This is a genomic window from Snodgrassella sp. ESL0253 (assembly GCF_013344965.1).
Taxonomy (GTDB): Bacteria; Pseudomonadota; Gammaproteobacteria; order Burkholderiales; family Neisseriaceae; genus Snodgrassella; species Snodgrassella alvi_B.
On sequence record NZ_JAAEDQ010000004.1, the window covers coordinates 22,066 to 43,729 of the forward strand.

The 21,664-nt window shown below is 45.6% G+C and carries 24 protein-coding genes and 2 tRNA genes; 15 read left to right on the forward strand and 11 right to left on the reverse strand.

Going from position 1 to position 21,664, the window contains the following annotated elements; genetic code table 11:
* Window positions 1-11 precede the first annotated feature (11 nt).
* From tatB to hisB, 9 genes are all read right to left on the reverse strand, one after another.
* On the reverse strand, window positions 12-488 hold the full coding sequence (gene tatB / locus GYX26_RS04455) for a Sec-independent protein translocase protein TatB (RefSeq protein ID WP_174828276.1): 477 nt from the start codon (window positions 486-488) through the stop codon (window positions 12-14).
* A 9-nt stretch (window positions 489-497) separates the two neighbouring features.
* Entirely contained in the window at window positions 498-698 is a 201-nt protein-coding gene (gene tatA / locus GYX26_RS04460; protein ID WP_174828277.1) for a Sec-independent protein translocase subunit TatA, read from the reverse strand.
* Window positions 699-782: 84 nt separating this feature from the next.
* Window positions 783-1,097, reverse strand: coding sequence for a phosphoribosyl-ATP diphosphatase (locus GYX26_RS04465; protein WP_174828401.1), 315 nt, complete (start codon window positions 1,095-1,097; stop codon window positions 783-785).
* Between the two features lie 52 nt (window positions 1,098-1,149).
* On the reverse strand, window positions 1,150-1,554 hold the full coding sequence (hisI, locus tag GYX26_RS04470; RefSeq protein ID WP_174828278.1) for a phosphoribosyl-AMP cyclohydrolase: 405 nt from the start codon (window positions 1,552-1,554) through the stop codon (window positions 1,150-1,152).
* Between the two features lie 50 nt (window positions 1,555-1,604).
* Window positions 1,605-2,372, reverse strand: coding sequence for an imidazole glycerol phosphate synthase subunit HisF (gene hisF / locus GYX26_RS04475; protein ID WP_174828279.1), 768 nt, complete (start codon window positions 2,370-2,372; stop codon window positions 1,605-1,607).
* 34 nt (window positions 2,373-2,406) lie between these two features.
* Window positions 2,407-2,733 carry a hypothetical protein gene (locus GYX26_RS04480; protein ID WP_174828280.1) on the reverse strand — a complete coding sequence of 109 codons (327 nt, stop codon included), beginning with the start codon at window positions 2,731-2,733 and terminating at the stop codon, window positions 2,407-2,409.
* A gap of 146 nt (window positions 2,734-2,879) precedes the next feature.
* Window positions 2,880-3,620 carry a 1-(5-phosphoribosyl)-5-[(5-phosphoribosylamino)methylideneamino]imidazole-4-carboxamide isomerase gene (gene hisA, locus GYX26_RS04485; protein WP_174828281.1) on the reverse strand — a complete coding sequence of 247 codons (741 nt, stop codon included), beginning with the start codon at window positions 3,618-3,620 and terminating at the stop codon, window positions 2,880-2,882.
* 46 nt (window positions 3,621-3,666) lie between these two features.
* On the reverse strand, window positions 3,667-4,314 hold the full coding sequence (hisH, locus tag GYX26_RS04490; protein ID WP_174828282.1) for an imidazole glycerol phosphate synthase subunit HisH: 648 nt from the start codon (window positions 4,312-4,314) through the stop codon (window positions 3,667-3,669).
* Between the two features lie 487 nt (window positions 4,315-4,801).
* Complete coding sequence (gene hisB / locus GYX26_RS04495; protein ID WP_100138516.1) at window positions 4,802-5,395, reverse strand: imidazoleglycerol-phosphate dehydratase HisB; 594 nt, start codon at window positions 5,393-5,395, stop codon at window positions 4,802-4,804.
* Between the two features lie 244 nt (window positions 5,396-5,639).
* Between hisB and GYX26_RS04500 the strand changes: the two genes are divergently transcribed.
* The 10 genes from GYX26_RS04500 (at window position 5,640) to GYX26_RS04545 (ending at window position 14,861) form a co-directional block, all read left to right on the forward strand.
* Entirely contained in the window at window positions 5,640-6,599 is a 960-nt protein-coding gene (locus GYX26_RS04500) for a PhoH family protein (protein WP_174828283.1), read from the forward strand.
* A 206-nt stretch (window positions 6,600-6,805) separates the two neighbouring features.
* Window positions 6,806-7,171: a DUF6678 family protein gene (locus GYX26_RS04505; protein WP_370520844.1), complete on the forward strand. Its 366-nt coding sequence runs from the start codon at window positions 6,806-6,808 to the stop codon at window positions 7,169-7,171.
* A 38-nt stretch (window positions 7,172-7,209) separates the two neighbouring features.
* A complete protein-coding gene (locus tag GYX26_RS04510; RefSeq protein WP_174828285.1) occupies window positions 7,210-8,049 on the forward strand; it encodes an SDR family NAD(P)-dependent oxidoreductase in 840 nt (279 codons plus the stop codon).
* Between the two features lie 356 nt (window positions 8,050-8,405).
* The gene (locus tag GYX26_RS04515; protein WP_174828286.1) at window positions 8,406-9,398 is read left to right on the forward strand and encodes an MDR family oxidoreductase; all 993 of its coding nucleotides are present in this window, start codon (window positions 8,406-8,408) and stop codon (window positions 9,396-9,398) included.
* A gap of 150 nt (window positions 9,399-9,548) precedes the next feature.
* Complete coding sequence (locus tag GYX26_RS04520; protein WP_174828287.1) at window positions 9,549-10,154, forward strand: nucleoside triphosphate pyrophosphatase; 606 nt, start codon at window positions 9,549-9,551, stop codon at window positions 10,152-10,154.
* Between the two features lie 36 nt (window positions 10,155-10,190).
* Complete coding sequence (locus tag GYX26_RS04525; protein WP_174828288.1) at window positions 10,191-10,433, forward strand: hypothetical protein; 243 nt, start codon at window positions 10,191-10,193, stop codon at window positions 10,431-10,433.
* A gap of 286 nt (window positions 10,434-10,719) precedes the next feature.
* Entirely contained in the window at window positions 10,720-11,331 is a 612-nt protein-coding gene (locus GYX26_RS04530; protein ID WP_370520845.1) for a LexA family protein, read from the forward strand.
* A 10-nt stretch (window positions 11,332-11,341) separates the two neighbouring features.
* On the forward strand, window positions 11,342-12,739 hold the full coding sequence (locus GYX26_RS04535; protein WP_174828290.1) for a 3'-5' exonuclease family protein: 1,398 nt from the start codon (window positions 11,342-11,344) through the stop codon (window positions 12,737-12,739).
* Complete coding sequence (locus GYX26_RS04540; RefSeq protein WP_174828291.1) at window positions 12,723-13,985, forward strand: Y-family DNA polymerase; 1,263 nt, start codon at window positions 12,723-12,725, stop codon at window positions 13,983-13,985. The genes GYX26_RS04535 and GYX26_RS04540 overlap by 17 nt, the downstream gene beginning before the upstream one ends.
* A 507-nt stretch (window positions 13,986-14,492) precedes the next feature.
* Window positions 14,493-14,861, forward strand: a complete 369-nt coding sequence (locus tag GYX26_RS04545) for a cysteine hydrolase family protein (RefSeq protein ID WP_255453843.1) — start codon at window positions 14,493-14,495, stop codon at window positions 14,859-14,861.
* Between the two features lie 124 nt (window positions 14,862-14,985).
* Here the strand turns inward: GYX26_RS04545 and GYX26_RS04550 are convergent.
* Window positions 14,986-15,061: transfer RNA gene (locus GYX26_RS04550), tRNA-Lys, on the reverse strand.
* 2 nt (window positions 15,062-15,063) lie between these two features.
* Window positions 15,064-15,139, reverse strand: a tRNA-Asn gene (locus tag GYX26_RS04555).
* A gap of 612 nt (window positions 15,140-15,751) precedes the next feature.
* Here GYX26_RS04555 and atoD point away from each other — a divergent pair.
* The 5 genes from atoD to atoS all read left to right on the forward strand — a co-directional run bounded on the left by atoD (window position 15,752) and on the right by atoS (window position 21,662).
* Window positions 15,752-16,408, forward strand: coding sequence for an acetate CoA-transferase subunit alpha (atoD, locus tag GYX26_RS04560; RefSeq protein WP_174828292.1), 657 nt, complete (start codon window positions 15,752-15,754; stop codon window positions 16,406-16,408).
* Between the two features lie 11 nt (window positions 16,409-16,419).
* Window positions 16,420-17,085, forward strand: coding sequence for a 3-oxoacid CoA-transferase subunit B (locus tag GYX26_RS04565; protein WP_100113655.1), 666 nt, complete (start codon window positions 16,420-16,422; stop codon window positions 17,083-17,085).
* Window positions 17,082-18,428: a TIGR00366 family protein gene (locus GYX26_RS04570; RefSeq protein WP_174828293.1), complete on the forward strand. Its 1,347-nt coding sequence runs from the start codon at window positions 17,082-17,084 to the stop codon at window positions 18,426-18,428. Before GYX26_RS04565 ends, GYX26_RS04570 begins: the two co-directional genes overlap by 4 nt.
* An 18-nt stretch (window positions 18,429-18,446) precedes the next feature.
* A complete protein-coding gene (locus GYX26_RS04575; protein ID WP_174828294.1) occupies window positions 18,447-19,628 on the forward strand; it encodes an acetyl-CoA C-acetyltransferase in 1,182 nt (393 codons plus the stop codon).
* Window positions 19,629-19,841: 213 nt separating this feature from the next.
* Window positions 19,842-21,662 carry a two-component system sensor histidine kinase AtoS gene (atoS, locus tag GYX26_RS04580; RefSeq protein WP_174828295.1) on the forward strand — a complete coding sequence of 607 codons (1,821 nt, stop codon included), beginning with the start codon at window positions 19,842-19,844 and terminating at the stop codon, window positions 21,660-21,662.
* Window positions 21,663-21,664: the final 2 nt, after the last annotated feature.

The following is a 21,664-nucleotide window of genomic DNA, read 5'->3' on the forward strand; positions in this document are numbered from 1 at the left end:
TCATTCATCCATCAATGTCGGCGCACGCGCAATTTCGGGGTTATGCTACGCCGTGGCCGCATATCCCGCCGGCGCTGTAAAGCCTGCCGGCGTAAGGAAACCCGATGCAGCAATGGTGCTTCTGCTACCGCTGCGCGACAGTTATGCAACGGTTGTGGTAATACGGACACACTGTCTGTATCCATCTGTTGTTCATCTTCGGCCAGCTGGCGCCTGAGCGTATCCACCTCACCACGAATACCGCGCACATTGGTGTTAATATCCTGCTCAAACGAACGGGCGGTCGCCTCAATACTGTCACGTGCCTGCCTGAATTCAGCCACCCCTGCCTGCTGGCTCAGCTCGGTTTTAACATTACTAATGAAATTCTGAATACGCCCAACCCACAGACCAGCGCTGCGCGCTACCTTGGGCAGCCGTTCCGGCCCGAGTACCACCAGTGCTACCACGGCAATCAGTAAAATTTCACCAAAACCCAAGCCAAACATAACCGTCTTCTATGCTTTATTGTCATCTTTATCGTGTTCGATTACAGCATCCTTTTTTGCATTTTCCTGATCACTTTCATTCAGTCCTTGCTTAAAATCACGTACTGCACCGCCCACATCCTTACCAAGAGTGCGTAACTTTTTGGTACCGAAAATCAGTACCACAATCAGCAATACCACTACCCAATGCCAAATTGAAAAGCTGCCCATAATACTATCCTTTACTTCAACTGCCAAAAAAAAACATGCGCCCGCCATTTATTTACAGCAGCGCATATTTAAAATACGTTGTAATTACTGCGGCTGACGACTGGCTTTTTCTGTCAATCCAGAAATATGTTGTCGCTGCTGCAATTCCTGCAATACATCCTCAACCCGTATCTGATGATAAGTCAGCAACACCATGGTATGAAACCAAACATCAGCCACTTCCTTAACCAGATGCTGCCTGTCGCCATCCTTGGATGCCATCAGCACTTCACCTGCCTCTTCAATGACTTTTTTCAGAATTTTATCTTCACCGCTTTGCAACAACTGCGCAACATAAGAAGTTTGCGGTGAAGCCTGACGTCTGGCGTCAAGCACATCAGCCAGCTCACTTAATACCATCGCTACATCTACTGCTTCTGGCGTCTGTGTCATCCTGTTCTCTTTTTAATCATTATCCGTCTGCCTTTGAGCAGAACGGATATATTTCATTTTCATCTTTGATAACCGGTTCAGTACTTGGCCAGTTACCATTCTGGTAAATCCGATAAAAGCAACTGGCGTGTCCAGTATGGCAGGCAATACCTCCGTGCTGTTCAACCATTAGCACCAAAGCATCACCATCACAATCCAGACGCAGTTCATATACTTTTTGCGTATGGCCAGACTGTTCGCCCTTCATCCACTGCTGCTGCCGCGAACGGCTATAATAATGAGCGAAGCCCGTAGCTATCGTCTGGCGCAAGGCCTCTGCATTCATCCATGCTACCATCAGCACACGCAAAGTATGTCTGTCCTGCACTACTGCACAAACCAGACCATTATCATCCCACTTTACCGCATCCAGCGTATTCACCACAGCAATTGTCCTTATTTTCAGGTAAACATACAACCACCATCAAGCCTGAACTATACACGCATTTCAATACCTGCATGTTTCATAGCCATTTTGGCATCCTGAATACGCACTTCACCGAAGTGAAAAATACTGGCCGCCAGCACGGCATCAGCATGACCTACCAGCACACCTTCAATCAGATGCTCAATATTGCCCACACCACCGGATGCAATTACCGGTACGCTAACAGCATCACTTACAGCTCGGGTAAGAGGTAAATTGAAACCGGCTTTGGTACCATCACGATCCATACTGGTTAACAGAATCTCACCAGCCCCACGCAATGCCATCTCCCGTGCCCAGACTACCGCATCCAAACCAGTCTGCCTGCGCCCGCCATGAGTGAAAACCTCCCAGCGCGTATTTTCAGCATTTACAGCCTTGGCATCTACCGCCACAACAATTGCCTGATTGCCAAAAAATGCACTGGCTTCGTTAACCAGTTCCGGATTTGTCACTGCGGCCGTATTAATCGATACTTTATCTGCACCCGCATTGAGCAGTCGGCGTACATCTTCAATACTGCGCACCCCACCGCCCACGGTCAGCGGAATAAACACCCGGCTGGCCACTGCCTCAATAACATGTAAAATCGTATCACGATTATCTGAACTGGCTGTAATATCCAGAAAAGTAAGTTCGTCTGCACCTTCATCATTATAGCGCTGGGCTATTTCCACAGGATTACCGGCATCGCGCAGGGAAACAAAATTAACGCCTTTCACTACACGTCCATTATCAACATCCAGACAGGGAATAATGCGTTTGGCTAAAGCCATGATACTATCTTTCTCAGCTATGCAATAGCAATAATTATTTCAGCAAATGCTCAACCAAAGCAGGTATATTCAGCTGTAAATAATAGTAGGCAACACCTGCCATGATCGAATAAATCACAGCACTTACGTTACTGAGGCAAACAATATCAAATAGCCACATAGCAATAAACACATAAATCCACTGCATAATCCATCCCACTAACCAGACATTGTTCACATCAGGCCAGGCATGTTGCATAATGCAATCTACCCCCATCATAATAATAATAAATATACTGGCCTCAAAAAAATTCTGCCGTGAGCGATTCATCCCCAGAAATAACCATAACGCCAACATCAGCGAACCAAATATATTAACCACAACACTACCTCCCTAATTACTATCTTGTTATTGTTAAATAAATCACACCATCTTCCAACATTCCCAGCTATCAAAATCATTATTAACAACATTTTTAGCCAGAATCAGATTATCTGATGCCTTACTGTATGCATAAGCGCCAGAAACTAATATTTGCCCTGATCAGCCATGCGCTGAGCTGCTGCCAGATCAAGTGAACCTTCATAAATAGCTCGCCCGACAATAGCACCGGCCACCCCCTGCCCGGCTACCGCGCATAGCGCTTCTACATCTGCCATATTGGTTACACCACCGGATGCAATCACGGGCACAGAAGCCTCTCTGGCTAGCTTCACTGTAGCATCTATATTAACGCCGCCCATCATGCCATCACGACCAATATCAGTATAGATAATACTGTTAACACCGTCATCTACAAACTGTTTAGCCAGTTCAGTCACATGAAAATCAGTCACCGTTGCCCAGCCATCAATCGCAACCATGCCATCTTTAGCATCCAGTCCGACAATAATCTGCCCCGGAAAGGCAGCACATGCCTGCCGGACAAACTGTGGATTCTTTACCGCAGCAGTGCCGATAATGACGTAACTCAGTCCCAGCTGTAAATATCGTTCAATAGTATGCAAATCACGAATACCACCTCCGAGCTGTACCGGCACATTATCTGCCACTTGCTCCAGTATAGATTTGATAGAAATCATATTTTCCGGTTTTCCGGCAAAAGCACCATCCAGATCCACCAGATGCAAACGGCGTGCTCCCTGCTGACACCAGTGCACGGCCATCTCTGCCGGTTCATCAGAAAATACCGTGGCCTTGTCCATCAGCCCCTGTTGCAGGCGCACACACTGTCCACCTTTTAAATCAATTGCAGGAATCAATAACATATCAAATTCGCATTACACTTACGAGTTAAACACAGCTACCATTAAATTAAAGCGTTCCATCCCAGCGCAAGAAATTACCCAGTAACTGCAAACCGGCCACATGACTTTTCTCAGTATGAAACTGTGTGGCAAAAACATTATCTTTACCCACTATACAGGCAAAATCATTGCCATATTCTGCCTTCCCCATAACAATGGACGAATCTTGCGGCAACAGATAATAGCTATGAACAAAATAAAACCACTCATCCTGTGCCACACCGTCAAACAAAGGGTGATTTTGAGTCTGATGTACACGATTCCAGCCCATATGAGGTATTTTCAGCGGTCTTCCATCTGCACTTAAAACAGTCTGAAAACGCGGTACAGTTCCCTGAAACCAGCCTAATCCGGCAGTATCACCTTCCTCACTGAATTCAAATAGCAATTGGGCACCAACACAAATACCAAAAAACGGTTTACGCCGTAAGCCATCTGTAAGCGCCTCTGCCAGCCCGCTTTGCTGCAATGCAGCCATACAGTCCGGCATGGCACCCTGACCGGGGAAAATAATTTTATCTGCCGTGTATATTTCATCCGGTTCGGCCGTCAGAATAATTTCAGCCGGCATCTGCTGTAACTGACTGGCTGCCTGTACTGATTGCAGAACGGAATGCAAATTACCCATACCATAATTGACAATGGCTACTTTCATCTTCACATCTTTATTTTTATTAAAATCAACCGAGCCTATATTGAATAAAATTTACCATAAATCCAAATACAATCAAATGGCTACTTGCAAAGAAATTGTCCATTCCTACCATCAATCATACCAATTAATCCAACACCGGCCACACTGGTTTTATCATTCGACTGACAGTTTCATTCATCTTTATCAAGCACACCTAAAGCACCAGCCACCTAATTAGTAATGACTCCAGAACCGGCAAAAAACCAGTATTACAGTCATCAGATTTTACAGGAAAACATTATCAAAAATAAACAAATAAATATATAAATAAAAATATTATTTATATATGTTAATTATAATCAACTTTCTCATTGCGACAACTCACATATTCACCGTCATTACACATATAAAAATCAACAGCAATATCAAAAATATAATCACCAGAAGCACAAATAAAACTATCCGTTAATGTACACACATTAACGGATAGACTATTCACTCAATAACATTAAGCAGTCAGCGTACCTTTGGTAGACGGCATCACCCCTGCCATGCGCTCATCCGCAGCTACTGCCATCCGCAGCGCACGGCCAAATGCCTTGAAAATCGTTTCAGCCTGATGATGCGCATTCACACCACGCAAATTATCAATATGCAGCGTCATCATCGCATGATTCACCAAACCATGAAAAAACTCACTGAACAAATCAACATCAAAGCGTCCGATTAAAGCACGGGAAAACTCAACGTTATACACCAGCCCCGGCCGGCCGGATAAATCCAGTACTACCCGGCTTAACGACTCATCCAGCGGTACATAACTGTGACCATAACGCGTAATCCCGCACTTATCCCCCAAAGCCTGTTTCAACGCCTGCCCCAGCGCAATGCCTATATCCTCAACTGTATGATGGTCATCGATATGCACATCTCCGCGACAGCGGATATCCAGATCAATCAGCCCATGGCGGGCAATCTGATCCAGCATATGTTCCAGAAAGGGTACCCCAGTATCAAAATTCCCCACGCCAGTGCCATCCAGATTAATACTTATCTGTATTTTTGTTTCGCTGGTGTTACGTGTAATCTTCGCAGTTCGCATGCAATTATCCATTCACAAAATCATTTATATGCCTATTAGCTCAACTTGCCAGCAGTATTCCTCCGTTTACAGGCACAATCTATACTAACTCCTGTTTACCAACAAGGCCGCCTAATCATTTTCATCATATAATCTTAAAAACAGCGCCATTACCAGACATAACATTATCCGACAATTCACCCTTGCTTTCGACCAGCTTGACTACATATTAATTAATAATTATTTAATTTCATTCAGCGTAATCATGAGTCAAACCAGCCATTATCAGCTTGAACAAATAGACAACACAGCCCTGCAACGCCTGTGTGGTGCACTAGACCAGCACATTACCAGTCTGGGCAAAGCCCTGAATCTTGAAATTACCCGCCGTTTCGACCATTTCACCTTAACTGGAAAACAAATCAGCCAGGGAATCAAAGCACTGGAAAATCTGGCCAGTATCGCACGGGAGCGCGATCTGAACGATAGCGACATCCAACTGGCCGCAGTAGAAGCCAAAACCAGCACTCATCAAGATACAGAACATCACGAGCCCAAAGTCTGGACATTACGCACCCGCCGCGGCAATATCGGTGGCCGTACGCCACGCCAGAACGGCTATATACAGGCATTGTTAAAACATGATGTGGTATTTGGTCTGGGTCCTGCCGGTACCGGCAAAACCTATCTGGCCGTGGCCGCGGCCGTAGATGCCATCGAAAAACATCAGGTAGAACGCATCGTACTGGTACGCCCTGCCGTAGAAGCCGGCGAAAAACTGGGCTTTCTGCCCGGTGATCTGGCACAGAAAGTCGACCCATATCTGCGCCCCCTGTATGATGCCCTCTACGACCTGATGGGTTTTGACCGCGTCACCAAACTGCTGGAAAAAGGGCTGATTGAAATCGCCCCTTTAGCCTATATGCGCGGACGCACACTTAACGGCGCTTATATTATTCTGGACGAAGCCCAGAATACCACACCCGAGCAAATGAAAATGTTCCTCACCCGCATAGGTTTTGGTGCCAAGGCAGTTATCACCGGTGATACCAGCCAGATTGACTTGCCCAAAAACATCAAAAGCGGCCTGAAAGACGCACGCGAAAAGCTCAACAACATTGACGGCATCTATTTTCACGTTTTCACCAGCGAAGATGTAGTCCGCCATCCTTTGGTGCAGAAAATCGTAGATGCCTATGATGCTGCGGCCGAAAAGGAGCAATAATCCAAAATGGTGTTTATCGAAATAACCAGAATATTTAACCTAAATAATGGAATTCAATGATTTAAATGATATAACTTCCTTATATAATGAGTATAAGCATTACATAACAGTGCATAAAGACATACAAAAACTAAAACAGAAAGTAATGGAAATCATAGTAGCAAAACAATTTATTCCTAATGATGAATGACCTCAAATGAATTAAATTGCAGCATGCTGTGAGTAGCTTAACTTTTGAACCGCCCTATGTATTGCGCTGTATTACAGATAAAGATAAAACCTGTCACGCCTGCTTAAACGAAGTACCAAACTGGCTAGGTGACTGGAGTAACTATTATTATGAAGGTATGCCTCCACTCTTTATAATTGAGTGGTTGAAAGTTCGACCACAACTAAGCCAGCATAGAGGCAGATTAATTGCCGATGCAATCATTGATGAAACTACTGCATTCAGAGCAATTCTTGAACGTCTGCGTATCCCTTATGATGAAGAAGGCAACATTTTTACCATTTATGGATATAAACAGGCTAAACATACAACCTTAGAAAATACATGCCATCCAGCATGTTAAACTAGAACCGTTAAAACGGACTTCAACCAAGTATAAACATGCAAAAAACTATCCTGATCACCGGCTGCTCCAGTGGCATTGGCTACGCCACAGCACAATTACTGCGTCAGGACAACTGGCGCGTCTATACAAGCTGCCGTCGCGCAGAAGATGTAGAACGCTTACGTGCCGAAGGTTTTCATAGTCTGCAACTGGATATCACTAATGACGAACAAATACAGACCGCTATCGAAACCGTAATCACTGAATTCGGCCGACTAGATGCCCTATTCTGCAATGCTGGCTATGGCCAGACTGGTGCTGCCGAAGACATCAGCCGCGCAGCCTTACAGGAGCAGTTCAACACCAATGTATTTGGTACCTGGCAATGCATCAATGCAGCCATGAAAGTCTTTCGCCGCCAGCAATACGGCCGCATTCTGGTTAACTCCAGCATACTGGGTTATGCAGCCATGCCATGGCGCAGTGCCTACATCAGCAGCAAATTCGCACTGGAAGGATTATGCGACACCCTGCGGCAGGAAACTCATGCCAGCGGTATCCATATCAGCCTACTCGAACCCGGGCCAATTGCCACCCGCTTCCGCCCCAATGCCCTAGTCAAATTCAAACAGTATATAGATGTTGAAAACAGCGTACATCGTACTGCCTATCAGGCGCAGCTCAACCGCCTGCAAACTGCTGGTGCTGTAGCACCATTTACATTAACTGCCGAACAATGCGCCGGCGTCTGCGTGCGCGCCCTGAATGCCCGCAAACCCAAAGCGCGCTATCCGGTTACCGTACCGGCACATCTATTCTGGTATTTAAAAAAGCTCTTACCCATTAGCTGGCTGGACTGGCTGTGTCGTATTGCCGTCAGCAAGCAGGGAAAGTAACACTGAATCAACCAGCCCTCTGATCTTTACAGCAAACAAAAATCTTACCGCAATATCAAAATGTAGAACCATCCAGTACGCAACCATTATCCTGCTAAGGCCACAACACCCGAATTGCCCTTATCCACAGTAGCGTAAAAATGATGACCACTCATGGCTACATCAGTGCGGATATTAAAAGCAAGCATACTGCAAAAACCGGCGCACCAAAAAATTCTTTTTACCATTACTTCAAAAACTTAGCTAAGATTATCCTGAAAGCCGATTAATCTATTGCATAATGGATTGCAACCAGACAACCAGCCTATAATAAAAATTAGACCCGCCATCCAGTTATCAACAACAGGAATACAACCATGTTAGCTAAAGCCATACTATTAGAAAAAAACCAGACCGCGTTTTCCTGTAACATTCAGAACATCACCGAAGAAGAGCTGTTGCAGCAAACAGGCGATACCCTGCTGCAAATACAGTATTCCAGTTTAAACTATAAAGATGCACTGGCCATCACCAATACCGGCCCAGTAGTGCGGCAGTGGCCGATGATACCCGGCATAGACGGCGTTGGAACCATTATTCACAGCAGCAGCAAACAATATCAGTCAGGAGACAGTGTCATTCTAAATGGCTGGGGCTGTGGTGAAACCCATTGGGGCTGCCTGAGCCAGTATGCCTATCTCAAGTCAGACTGGCTTATCCCTCTACCCACAGGTATCAGCACCCAACAGGCCATGATTATCGGCACTGCCGGCTATACAGCCGCTCTGTGCGTTCAACGCATAATCGAACATGGCATTACCCCAGAACAGGGCAACATCCTCATCACCGGTGCAACCGGCGGCGTGGGTTCAGTTGCCATCATGTTGCTCACCCAACTGGGCTACACCATCACTGCTGCCACCAACAAAATCAACAATACGGATTACCTGCAACAACTGGGCGTGCAACATTTCATCGACAGCAAAACTCTGGCCTGCACTGGCAAACCATTACAAAAAGAACAATGGGCAGCAGCCATAGACGTACTCGGTTCACACAGTCTGGCCAATATCTGTGCCCAAACTCAATATGGCGGCATCGTTACTGCCTGCGGCTTGGCACAGGGCATGGATTTTCCCGCAACAGTTGCGCCCTTTATCCTCAGAGGCATTACACTGGCCGGTATCGACAGCGTTATGGCAGCCCAGCCAAAACGCATTGCCGCATGGGATTTTCTAGCCAAACACCTGAACACCGACCAATTACAACACATTGGGCAAATCATTTCCCTGAACGAATGCCCTAAAATTGCACAAGACATCATCAATGGTCAAACCAAAGGCCGATTTATCGTCGACGTAAACCGTTAAGCTGACAACAAACAAGATACAAGCCACCATCAGCCAACACTGCCAGAACACAATACCCCATTATCAACAGCAAACAATGCGGCCTAAAGCAATGTTAAAATAACCACAGCAAACCTAAACAATACACAATTATCTGCACCAAACAAGACAATGAACCCGCCAACCATCTATCTGGCTTCAGGCAGCCCGCGCCGGCGTGAAATCCTCACCAATCTTGGCTACCATGTCCTGCGCTTACCCGCAGAGATTGATGAAACACCTTATCCGGGCGAAAATGCAACAGATTACGTCCAGCGCATGGCGCTCATGAAAAACAGCGCTGCACTTATCACATGGCAACAAACCCAGCAGCAGCCACCAGAATTTCCCCTTATCAGCGCCGACACCACCGTCAGCCTGAATAACCTGATTCTGGGCAAACCGGCCAACACCGACGATGCATTCCGTATGCTCAAACTACTTTCAGGCCGCCAGCATCAGGTTCACACTGCAGTTTGCATTTACTGGCACAACCAAACCAGCCATATCCTGCAAACCAGCACCGTTCACTTTGCCTCCTTACAAAACGAACAGATTGCTGCCTACATTGCTACCGGCGAACCACTGGATAAAGCAGGAGCCTACGGCATTCAGGGGCTGGGTGGCATGTTAGTCGAACACATCAGCGGCAGCTTTACCGGCATCATGGGCCTGCCCGTATATGAAACCATCCAGCTACTCAGCCAATGCGACTGTACACCACTAAACCAAGCATAATAAAATAATAAATCAGTCCCATACCAGCACAAAATCATGAAAACCTCTTCATTACTGCTCGTTTTCGTTATCACCTGCATGGCCGCCTGCTCACATCACGAAAACCAGCGCAGTGCCAGTGAAGCCGCGGCCATCACTGCTTCAGACGTACAAAGAGCCCATCTGGAAACCATCACCACCCTCGACCAGATTGCGGATCAAATAGCCTCAGCCAGCAGCATACCAGCTTCACACAGCTATTCAGCCCAACCCGCTTCAGCGCACTTGCAACAGCAGTAAGCCCATTATCTGAAATATTGATTTATCAGCATCAAACTCTTCTTAGATAAATAATTCATACACAGCTTAACCATAAGCCATCCAGTCTACAGCAATCAATAACAATTATTTAAAATAAACAATCAATTACAGAATCAGTTAACTTGCATCAACACAAGTAATATCCAACGGCATAAAGCATAAAAAAACAAACCATTACCAGCCATCCACAACTAGCATAATTGACGCAGCAAAATCAAAATCCTACCATTCTTGATTAAATAACTTAATCAAGATGAGCATACTAGTGGTTGATACAGCAGCAAAATCCAGTGGACACGGTGGTGCCAGAGCTGGTGCTGGACGCAAAGCCAAAATTGCTGGACCGAAAATAGTCAAACGCATCCCCGTAAGCCTGATACCCGCAGTAGAACACCTGATCAGCCAGCTAGCTAATACCTCGCTGCGCCCAGCACAAAATCTGCCTGCCGATTGCTGGAGAATAGCCGACAACCTCAGCCGGCTAAACATCCCCTTAGCCACAGAAACCATTCCCGCGGGTTTTCCCAGCCCGGCAGAGCCCTACATCAGCGATTATCTGGATTTCAACCAGTATCTGATAAAAAATCAGGCGGCCACCATTGCCGTACGCTGCGGCGGAGACTCCATGCACGACGCCGGCATCAGCCGCAACGACCTGCTCATCATCGACCGCTCCCTTACCCCCAAACACCGCGACATCGTCATGGCTGACTTGGGTAACGAATTCACCATCAAACGCCTGCATAAACTGAATAACGGCTGCATCGAACTGCATTCCGAAAACAGCAGCCAGTCCTATCCCAACTTCAGCTTTAAAGAAGGCGACACCCTCACCATCGTCGGCATAGTCACCTACGTTATCAAACACATCCGCTAACCCAGAAATCATGTTCCCAGACCAGCAACTTGCCTTTGTCGATATCGAAACCACCGGTGGCCGTACCACCAGCGACCGCATTACCGAAATTGCCGTCGTCTACACCGAAGCCGGCCAGCAGCAGCCACAGGTTTTCCATACCCTGCTCAATCCCAACACCAGCATTCCCTCTTTCATTCAGGCACTCACTGGCATCAGCAACCAGATGGTAGAACAGGCACCACAGTTCAACGACGAAATTGCCGACCAGCTCAGCGTCATTTTCAAAGAGCGCATCTTCGTTGCCCACAACGTACGTTTTGATTACGGCTTCATCAAAGCCGCTTTCAAACGTTTGGGCAGAACCTTCAATCCGCAACAACTATGTACCGTCAAACTGTCACGCCAGCTTTACCCTGAACACAAACACCACGGACTGGACAAAATCATTGCCCGTCATAACATCGACATGCACAACCGCCACCGAGCCTTTGCCGATGCACGCGCCATCTACGACTTCTGGCAGCAGCTCAAACACAGTTTTCCGGCCAGCACCCTACATCAGGCCTGCAAAACCATTATGCAACGTCCCAGCCTGCCCGCTCATCTCAATAACGATGCCCTAAAAAACATCAGCGACGATTACGGCGTGTACCTTATATACGGCGACAACGACCTTCCCTTATATATTGGCAAAAGCAAGCAAGTAAAAACCCGTCTGCTGAGCCATTTCGGTCAGGATGTGCACAACAGCAAAGAAATGAGCCTGTCACAGCAGGCCAAAAAAATCGACGTTATCCCCTGTAGTGGCGAACTGGATGCCCTGCTTACCGAATCGGCGCAAATCAAACAGCGCCAGCCTATCCTCAACCGCCGCCTGCGCCGCCAGAAAGACCTGTTCAGCTTCCAGCTCAGCACCAACACACACGGCTACGATACCCTGAACATCGTATCGATGCGTCATATCCAGTTCAACCAGCAACAGCGTTACTATGGCCTGTTTCACAGCAAAAGCGACGCCCAGAAAGCCATCAAAAGCACCATCAGCAACACTGACCTGTGTCTGCAAACTCTTGGTATCGAAAAAGGCAGCAGCAACCGCCCCTGCTTCCGCCACCAGCTACACCAGTGCAGCGGAGCCTGCATTAACAAAATCACCGCCACCACCCACAACCTCAAACTGGCACTGGCCTTACAAAAAATCAAACTGGCTGCATGGCCATTTACCAGCTATGCCTATATCAAAGAACGGCAGAAATACCACATCTTCCACAACTGGATTTATCTGGGCAGCGCCAGTAACAGCGATGAGCTGCATACCATCCTCAGCCAGCCACAAGGCCAACTGGATCGAGACGTTTATCAAATCATCCAGCAACACAAACACCGCCTGCAAGCCTTAAACCCCGCCCATGTTTGCCCTGATTGACGGCAATAACTTCTATTGCTCCTGCGAAAGAGTTTATCGCCCGGAACTCAAGCAACAGCCCATCATCGTCCTGAGTAACAATGATGGCTGCGTCATCTCCCGTTCCAGCGAAGCCAAAGACATCGGCATCAAAATGGGCATCCCCTATTTCCAGATTCAGCACCTCATACAGCGGGGCAAACTAACCGTTTTTTCCTCCAATTACGAACTGTATGCCGACCTGTCACGACGCATGATGAACACCATCGCCTCCCTCGTGCCGGCCATCGAAATCTACTCCATCGACGAATGTTTTGCCGACCTGCACGGCCTGAACAACCTGCACCAGCTCGGCCACAACATCCGCAACCGTATCCAGCAATGGGTAGGCATCCCCACCTGCGTCGGCATCGCCCCCACCCGTACTCTGGCCAAATTCTGCAACCATCTGGCCAAACGCCACCGCCACCATTTCAACGGCGTTATCGTCTGGACAGACTGGAATCCCAATATCCAGCGCCGCGCCCTTGCCAGCACACCTGTTAGCGAAATCTGGGGCATCGGCCGCAGAATCGGCCAGAAACTCGCTGCTCAAGGCATCCGCACCGCCCTCGATTTCATCAACGCCCATACTCCCACCCTCAGAAAACAGTTCGGCGTCGTGCTCGAGCGCACCCAGCGCGAAATGCAGGGCATCCCCTGTAGCGAACTCATCATCAACGAAGCCAGTCGCCAGCACATCGTTCGCAGCCGCAGCTTTGGCAACATAATTACCAGCCTTGACGGCCTGCAAGCTGCCATCAGCCATCACATCAGTGCTGGTGCAGCCAAACTGCGCCAACAAAACAGCCACGCCCATATCATCGGCGTTTTTATCTACACCAACCGCTTTCGCCATGACCAGTCCCAATACAATGGCTATCAGTTTATCAAACTGCCACAACCCAGTGCCGACACCCTCACCCTAAACCATATCGCCCAGAATCTGCTACGCAGCATCTACCGTCCCGGCCACGAATACAAAAAATGTGGTATCGAACTAAGCGGTATCGAACCAGCACAGACTTTCCAGCAACAGGATTTACTCTACCCTAGTAAGCACAACCACCGCCCCGAACTCATGAGCGCATGGGACAACATCACCAGCCGTTACGGCCGCAACAGCATTCAGCTTGGCAGCGAACTGCAATCCAGCCACTGGCACATGGCCCGCACCCAGCTCAGCCCATGCTATACCACTCAGTTTCTGGAAATATTAACTGTATAACCATTAACCCAGCAGTTTCTGCTTATAAAACTAAAAACTATACTGAAATACCGATTTTTTGTTTTCAAGAATTAAAAAAATCTTGCCTGACAACAATATTCGCTACTCTGACCTATTAAATAGTGATGCAAATCCAAGTAATTATCATGAAATAAATAACCATATCTACTTAAAAACATGGTTAATGCCTATAGCTGTCTGGCATGAATTCCCAAAGTTTAATTAATTAAATTTGCATCCAAGAAATTTTAAATAATTTTTAGCACTCATCCTTGCATTATGAACAATAAATTATAGCTTAAAATAATTATTTAAAAATTTGATAACTTGCTGATTTCAAAATACCAAAATCGTTTTTTTTGGATAGCATATGAAAGCTCTAATTCAATTGATTACACCAATGACTTTATCGCCACAGATGGCGCACTAACAACCGGATTGGCGGAACAATAAATTGAAGAAGAAATAGTGAATCTGGCCAGAACATTTATTGAGCAAAGAGATTTTATGCATTCAGAAAATAAATTATTTCTGCCACATAACATCATCGGCACAGAGGGGCAGGATTTATATGGTTCATTGAAGCAACTGTACATAATCAACCAATTTAATCCGCAAGTTTACTGGTTAAACAAACGTCATTATTCAGCGTTCAATGGCACTGATCTGGATTTACGCCTGCGTGAAAGAAACATCACAGAAATACATTTAACTGGTGTCTGTACCGACATTTGTATTTTACATACCGCAGTTGATGCTTATAACTTTAATTATAAACTAGTCAGCCATCAACATGCCGTTGCCAGCTTTGATGCTACAGGACACAACTGGGCTTTAAAGCATTTTCAAAATACTTTAGCAGCCAGCATAATCTAATCATTCTGATTAGCTCATAAATTATGATAATGAACAGACAGCCAGATTATTTAAGGTTTGTATAGATACAAAAAAACCTCACCAGTGTGAGGTTTAATTCACCTTACCGTTAAGTAAGGGTTTTTGGTGGGTCGTGAGCGATTCGAACGCTCGACCAACGGATTAAAAGTCCGCTGCTCTACCGACTGAGCTAACGACCCTTTGGCTCCCCGACCAGGGCTCGAACCTGGGACCTGCGGATTAACAGTCCGTCGCTCTACCGACTGAGCTATCAGGGAAAGGAAGAGCGCATTATAGGGAGCATTATTAAACTCGTCAAGCATTTTTGGCTACCTCTGAGCTAAAACAGGCCATAAATAATGCAAATATTTGGTAGTTATAGATATTTAATTTCAATTATTGCTTTGCTTTATTAATTACACGGCTGGATATATCGTATTTGCCCTATTATCTGTTTCTGCTGTTGTTCCAGTTTGCTGCCAATCTGGAACCATACTGCCCGATTCATTAACCTCAAGCACATAGTGGATGGGTTACTCCAGATTAACAGCAATGCTTTTTGGTAACTATAAAAAATGATTAATAGCCGATACAGCTCAGACAGCAAAATATTTTATTTTGCCACTACGCGTGGTGGGCTTATGGCTACCGCACTTATTCACAATGATTGATAATTATTATCTTGTTTTCTTTATGCAATTTTTTTTGCGCTCAAGTGCAGATTTCTGCACTACCTACAGCATAAATCTATTTAATAAAATAAATTTATGATTAAAAATCAATATACTATATTTTTATTTTTATGACGCCAAACTGGTACATGAATTGCAATAGTAAAGCAGCCTGCTTTTAAGCAAAGATGAATTTCTAACATGTAACAAGGAGTCGTTATGCAAAAAAAATTAATCACTACCGATAAAATCCGGGATTTTCTTAGAGACGGTATGACGATTATGTTTGGCGGTTTTATGGGGTGTGGTACGCCGTCAAAGATTGTTAATGCGATTCTGGAATCAGGTATTAAAGACATAACGCTTATCGGTAACGATACAGCCTTTGTTGATACTGGTGTTGGCCCACTGATTACTAATAATCAAGTGAAGAAAGTAATTACTTCCCATATTGGCACCAATCGTGAAACAGGCAGAAAAATGATTGCCGGAGAGATTGAGGTTGAGCTGGTACCGCAAGGTACGCTGGCTGAACGCATTCGTTGCGGCGGTGCCGGATTGGGTGGTGTTTTAACACCTACCGGCGTCGGCACGATTGTTGCTGAAGGCAAGCAAGTTTTATCGGTTAATGGACGTGAATATTTGCTTGAGCTGCCGCTGCAGGCTGATTTAGCCATCATACATGCTCATCAGGCTGATTATAACGGTAATCTGGTTTATCAATATGCCGCACGTAATTTCAATCCTCTGATTGCTACTGCTGCCGATACCGTGATTGCTCAGGTTGATGAGCTGGTAGAAGTTGGTCAGATTCATCCTGATGCCGTGATGACACCAGCAGCATTAGTTGATTTTATGGTTAGCACTAACGATTAAGGGAAAAGACAATGGATAAAAAAGAATTAATTGCTCGCCGTGTTGCTCAGGAACTGCGTGATGGTGATGTTGTTAATCTGGGGATTGGCTTGCCAACTCAGGTGGTTAACTATTTGCCAGAAGGTATCAATATTACTCTGCAATCAGAAAATGGTTTTCTCGGGCTAGGGCCGAAAACCGTGGACGAACCCAATATTGTCAATGCGGGTGGACAGCCCTGCGGTGTGGTTCCCGGCGCAGCCATGTTTGATAGTGCATTTTCTTTTGCGCTGATTCGGGGCGGGCATGTGGATGCCTGTGTACTCGGGGGACTGGAAGTTGATCAGCATGCCAATCTGGCAAACTGGATGGTACCGGGCAAAATGGTGCCGGGTATGGGCGGCGCAATGGATCTGGTTACTGGTGCAAAAAAGGTAATTATTGCCATGGAACATTGCACTAAAACCGGTGAACCTAAAATCCTGCCTGAATGTAGTTTACCGCTTACTGCTAAAGGTAAAGTGAGCATGATTATTACTGAGCTGGCAGTATTTGAATTCAGAAATGGGCAACTGTATCTGATTGAGACGGCTGAAGGAGTAGATGTTGATACAGTGAAAGCGCATACCACAGCAGAATTTATTGTCGCGGATAATCTGCAAACGATGTCTATTGCTACAGGGGCACAGGCTTTATGATTTCACGTTTATCCAGACATACTACCAATCTGGTGAGTAAATACCTGCCCGATCCTTTGATTTTTGCTTTACTGCTTACCTTTATCATTTTTTTTATGGCCTGGGGATTAACCGATTCCCAACCGCTCGGTCTGGTAAAAATGTGGGGGGATGGCTTCTGGAATTTATTGGCCTTTGGCATGCAGATGGCGCTGATTGTGGTTACCGGCCATGCTTTAGCCAGCTCACCACCAGTTAAATCTGTTTTGGTTTCTATTGCCTCACTGGCCAAAACACCTACTCAGGCAGCGATGCTGGTAACTTTTGTGGGTTGCATTGCCTGTATTCTAAACTGGGGCTTCGGGCTGGTTGTAGGCGCGATGCTGGCCAAGGAAGTCGCCCGACAGGTTAAGAATGTTGATTATGGCTTGCTGATTGCCTGCGCTTATATTGCCTTTATGACATGGGGTGGTGGTTTGTCCGGTTCAATGCCTTTAATGGCCGCAACTCCCGGCAATCCGGTTGCACACCTTATGGTTAGTGAATCCAATCCACAGGGCATTGTGCCGATTTCACAAACAATGTTTTCTGCCAGCAATATTTTTATTACCACCATGCTGATTATCTGCTTACCTCTGCTGGTACGTTTTATGGTCAGAACCGACGGTAAGGTAAATGTGGTTGACCCTGAGTTACTGGCACCGGAGCCTGATTTTCAACGTAAACTTGATCGGAAAACGGCTACCGTAGCTGAAAAGCTGGAAGAAAGTAAACTGCTCTCTTTACTGGTAGGTGCATTGGGTATCAGTTATCTGCTGATTTATTTCTATCACAGTGGTTTTAATATCACGATTAATACCGTTAATCTGATTTTCCTGACTGCTGGTGTTTTATTGCATCGTACGCCTATGGCCTATATGCGTGCTGTATCCAATGCAGCCAGAAGCACAGCCGGTATTGTTATTCAGTTCCCGTTTTATGCGGGCATTCAATTGATGATGGAACAATCCGGTCTGGGTGGTCTGATTACTGAATTTTTTATCAATATTGCCAGCAAGGATACCTTCCCTATCTGGACATTCTTCAGCTCCGGTATTATCAATTTTGCTGTACCTTCAGGTGGCGGTCACTGGGTTATTCAGGGGCCATTTGTCATTCCTGCTGCGCAGGCTCTGGGTGCTGATTTAGGTAAATCCACGATGGCAATTGCCTATGGCGAGCAGTGGATGAATATGTTGCAGCCATTCTGGGCATTACCTGCACTGGCAATTGCCGGGCTCGGGGTGCGGGACATTATGGGTTACTGCATGACGGCATTAATTTTCACTACGCCCATATTCCTGATTGGCCTGTACTTTTTCTAAATAAAAAGGGAGTTTATGATGATAAAAACCGTAATAGTTAGTGCTGCCCGCACAGCCATCGGCAGTTTTAATGGTGCACTTGCCACGGTGAGTGCGATTGATTTAGGCAAAACTGTTATTGATGAAGCATTGAAACGTGCTGCGCTTGATGCCGGTTTGGTGAATGAAGTTATTATGGGTAATGTGCTACAGGCCGGACTGGGGCAAAACCCTGCCCGTCAGGCTGCACTGAGTGCAGGTATTCCCAGTACAGTACCCGCATTTACCGTTAATAAGGTATGTGGTAGTGGCCTTAAATCGGTTGTACTGGCCACACAAAGCATTTTAACTGGCGATAATGATATTGTTGTGGCCGGTGGAATGGAAAACATGTCTCAGGCTCCCTATCTGCTTGGCAGCAAAGCACGATGGGGGCTGAAAATGGGAAATGCAGAACTATACGACACAATGGTGAATGATGGTTTAACCTGTGCCACCAATCATTATCATATGGGAATCACGGCGGAAAATATTGCCGAACAGTATGCTATCAGCCGGCAGGAACAGGATGAGCTGGCATTGCGTTCTCAGCAGCTTGCCACTCAGGCCATTAATAATGGCGAATTCATCGAAGAAATTGTGCCGGTGACCATCAGTTCACGTAAGGGCGATATTATCTTTAAACAGGACGAATACCCCAAAGCAGATACCAGTCTGGCCGGTCTGGCCAAACTCCGACCTGCCTTTAAAAAAGATGGCACAGTCACAGCCGGTAATTCTTCAGGCATTAATGATGGTGCAGCAGCCATAGTACTGATGTCGGAAACCAAAGCCAAAGAGTTAGGCTTAAAACCACTGGCGTATATTCGCAGCTATGCTTCAGGTGGTGTAGATCCGAGCGTAATGGGGCTGGGGCCGGTACCGGCAACCCGACTGGCTTTGCAAAAAGCAGCACTGGAATTGTCTGATATTGATTTAATCGAGGCAAATGAAGCTTTTGCTGCTCAGTTTCTCGGGGTTGGGCGCGAACTGAATTTTGATATGGACAAAACCAATATTCATGGCGGTGCCATTGCCCTCGGCCATCCTATTGGTGCCAGCGGCGCACGTATTCTGGTTACCCTGCTCCATTCCATGCTTCATCGTGATAAACAACTGGGACTGGCTACATTATGTATTGGTGGCGGACAGGGTACAACAGTCATTCTGGAACGCTGTTAACAATCACCAAATAATACTAATGATTATATCTGGTTATCCGGTATGTTATTAGATTAGGCAATCAGGCGGTATTGGATTTATCCGATATTGCCTGAGTTGTTAATCCGCATAATCTATCCGATAATTCAAAATAATTCAGATAAATATTTCGGCTAATAATCAGCCCGATGTTACGACATTAATTTATTGATAATGATGGATATTTGAGCACTTATGAACACCCGTTTCCTTCAGCGCCTATATCCAGACAGAATCAGTGCCCGTATTTTTTTGCTGGTAACCTTTCTGTCCTGTTTTTCAATCTGTGTCTGTGCAGTATTAATTGATAAAGAAGGACGTGAACTACTCAGGCAGGAAAAAAGCCAAAAACTTTATGCTGTTACCAAAACACTGGATTTGCTTTTAGGGGAAGCCTATCAGCAGGTGGATGAAAATCTGCCCAGAACACAGCAGATTGCACAGCTTAATCAGTATCTGTCTCCCAGAATTGAACCGTTACTAAAAGATATGCCGAGTATTGCGGCCGGTTATTATCACAAACAACTGGATGCCATTGTCGTCTATGCGCCACAATCTGCATATGGCGTGAATGTGGGTAAATCTATTGCAGCCACACACAAAGGGCGTGAAGTGATGCAGAATGGCCGGCACATGATTGATACTGGTCAACAGGTCAGGGGCAATATCATGAATGCCATGATTCCCATTGTGCGCAATAATCAGATACTTGGTTATATCTGGGCTAATGAAACACTGGATGATATTGAAAAGCAGGCATTTGTATTTGATAAAAATGTCATAATCATCAGCCTGATCTGTATGCTGAGCTGTATTTGTATCGCTTCTTTTTTATCCAGAAAACTGAATACTGATATTAATATAATCAAGCAGGGGCTGGAAAAGCTACCCTATTCGCTTGACTTTCGTCTGCCACTGATTCGCGGAGAATTGAATGAAATTGTGAATGGAATTAATAGTCTGGCTGAAAAGCTCAGAAAAACTAAAACCATGAACGAATTGATTTTGGAAAATACACTGGATGGCGTGATTACTGTAGACAATAATGGCTCCATAACCATGTTAAATCCGGCAGCAGAAAAAATAACCGGTTATCAACTTCAACATATACTCGGCCAGCCTTATTCGACCATAGTCGATGATAAAAATTTTCATAGTCCGTTACTGGATACCTTATACAATGGTATCGATCATGTAGGGGTTGAAGTAGATTTTCCGGTTACCGGACGCATTATCAGAATCTCTGCCAGTACCAGCCATCTGAAAAATCATCAGGGGCAGATAATTGGTGCAGTGGTTATTTTTAAAGATATCACTGAACGCAAAGAAGTAGAAAAACTAATCCAGCAAACAGAACGTCTGGTTGCACTGGGTGAACTGATGGCAGGCATTGCCCATGAAATCCGCAATCCACTGGCGGCAGTACGCGGTTTTGTCCAGTACCTGCAAAATGATGTACCGCGCACAGAACAAAATGAATATATTGAAATTATTCTGAAAGAAGTTGATTCAATCAATCAGGTTATCCAGCAACTGCTGGACTTTTCCGTGCCCTCCAAAAACTACTATGTTTCTGTACAGTTAAATACTTTAATTGAAGAAGTACTGGTACTGATTAACTCATCCCACCGGTCAAATAATATCAGCCTGATTCTTGCATTAACCTGTGAGTTGCCACCGTTGTATCTGGATAAAGAATTAATCAAACAGGCATTACTGAATTTATTAATCAATGCCATTCAGGCAATCAGGGATCACGGTAAAATTGAAATAGCTACATTATTGTCAGCAAACCAGAAGTATCAGTTGATTCGGATAAAAGATAACGGTGAAGGCATTAAAAAAGAATTAATGGATAAAATCTTTACCCCGTTTTTTACTACCAAAATTTCTGGTACCGGCCTTGGGCTGGCCATGGTACAAAAAATAGTTTCTTCCCATAAAGGGCAAATTAGCATTAAAAATAATGAGCACAGCAGTGGTGTTACCGTTGAAATAGCACTTCCCGTCAACTGAAA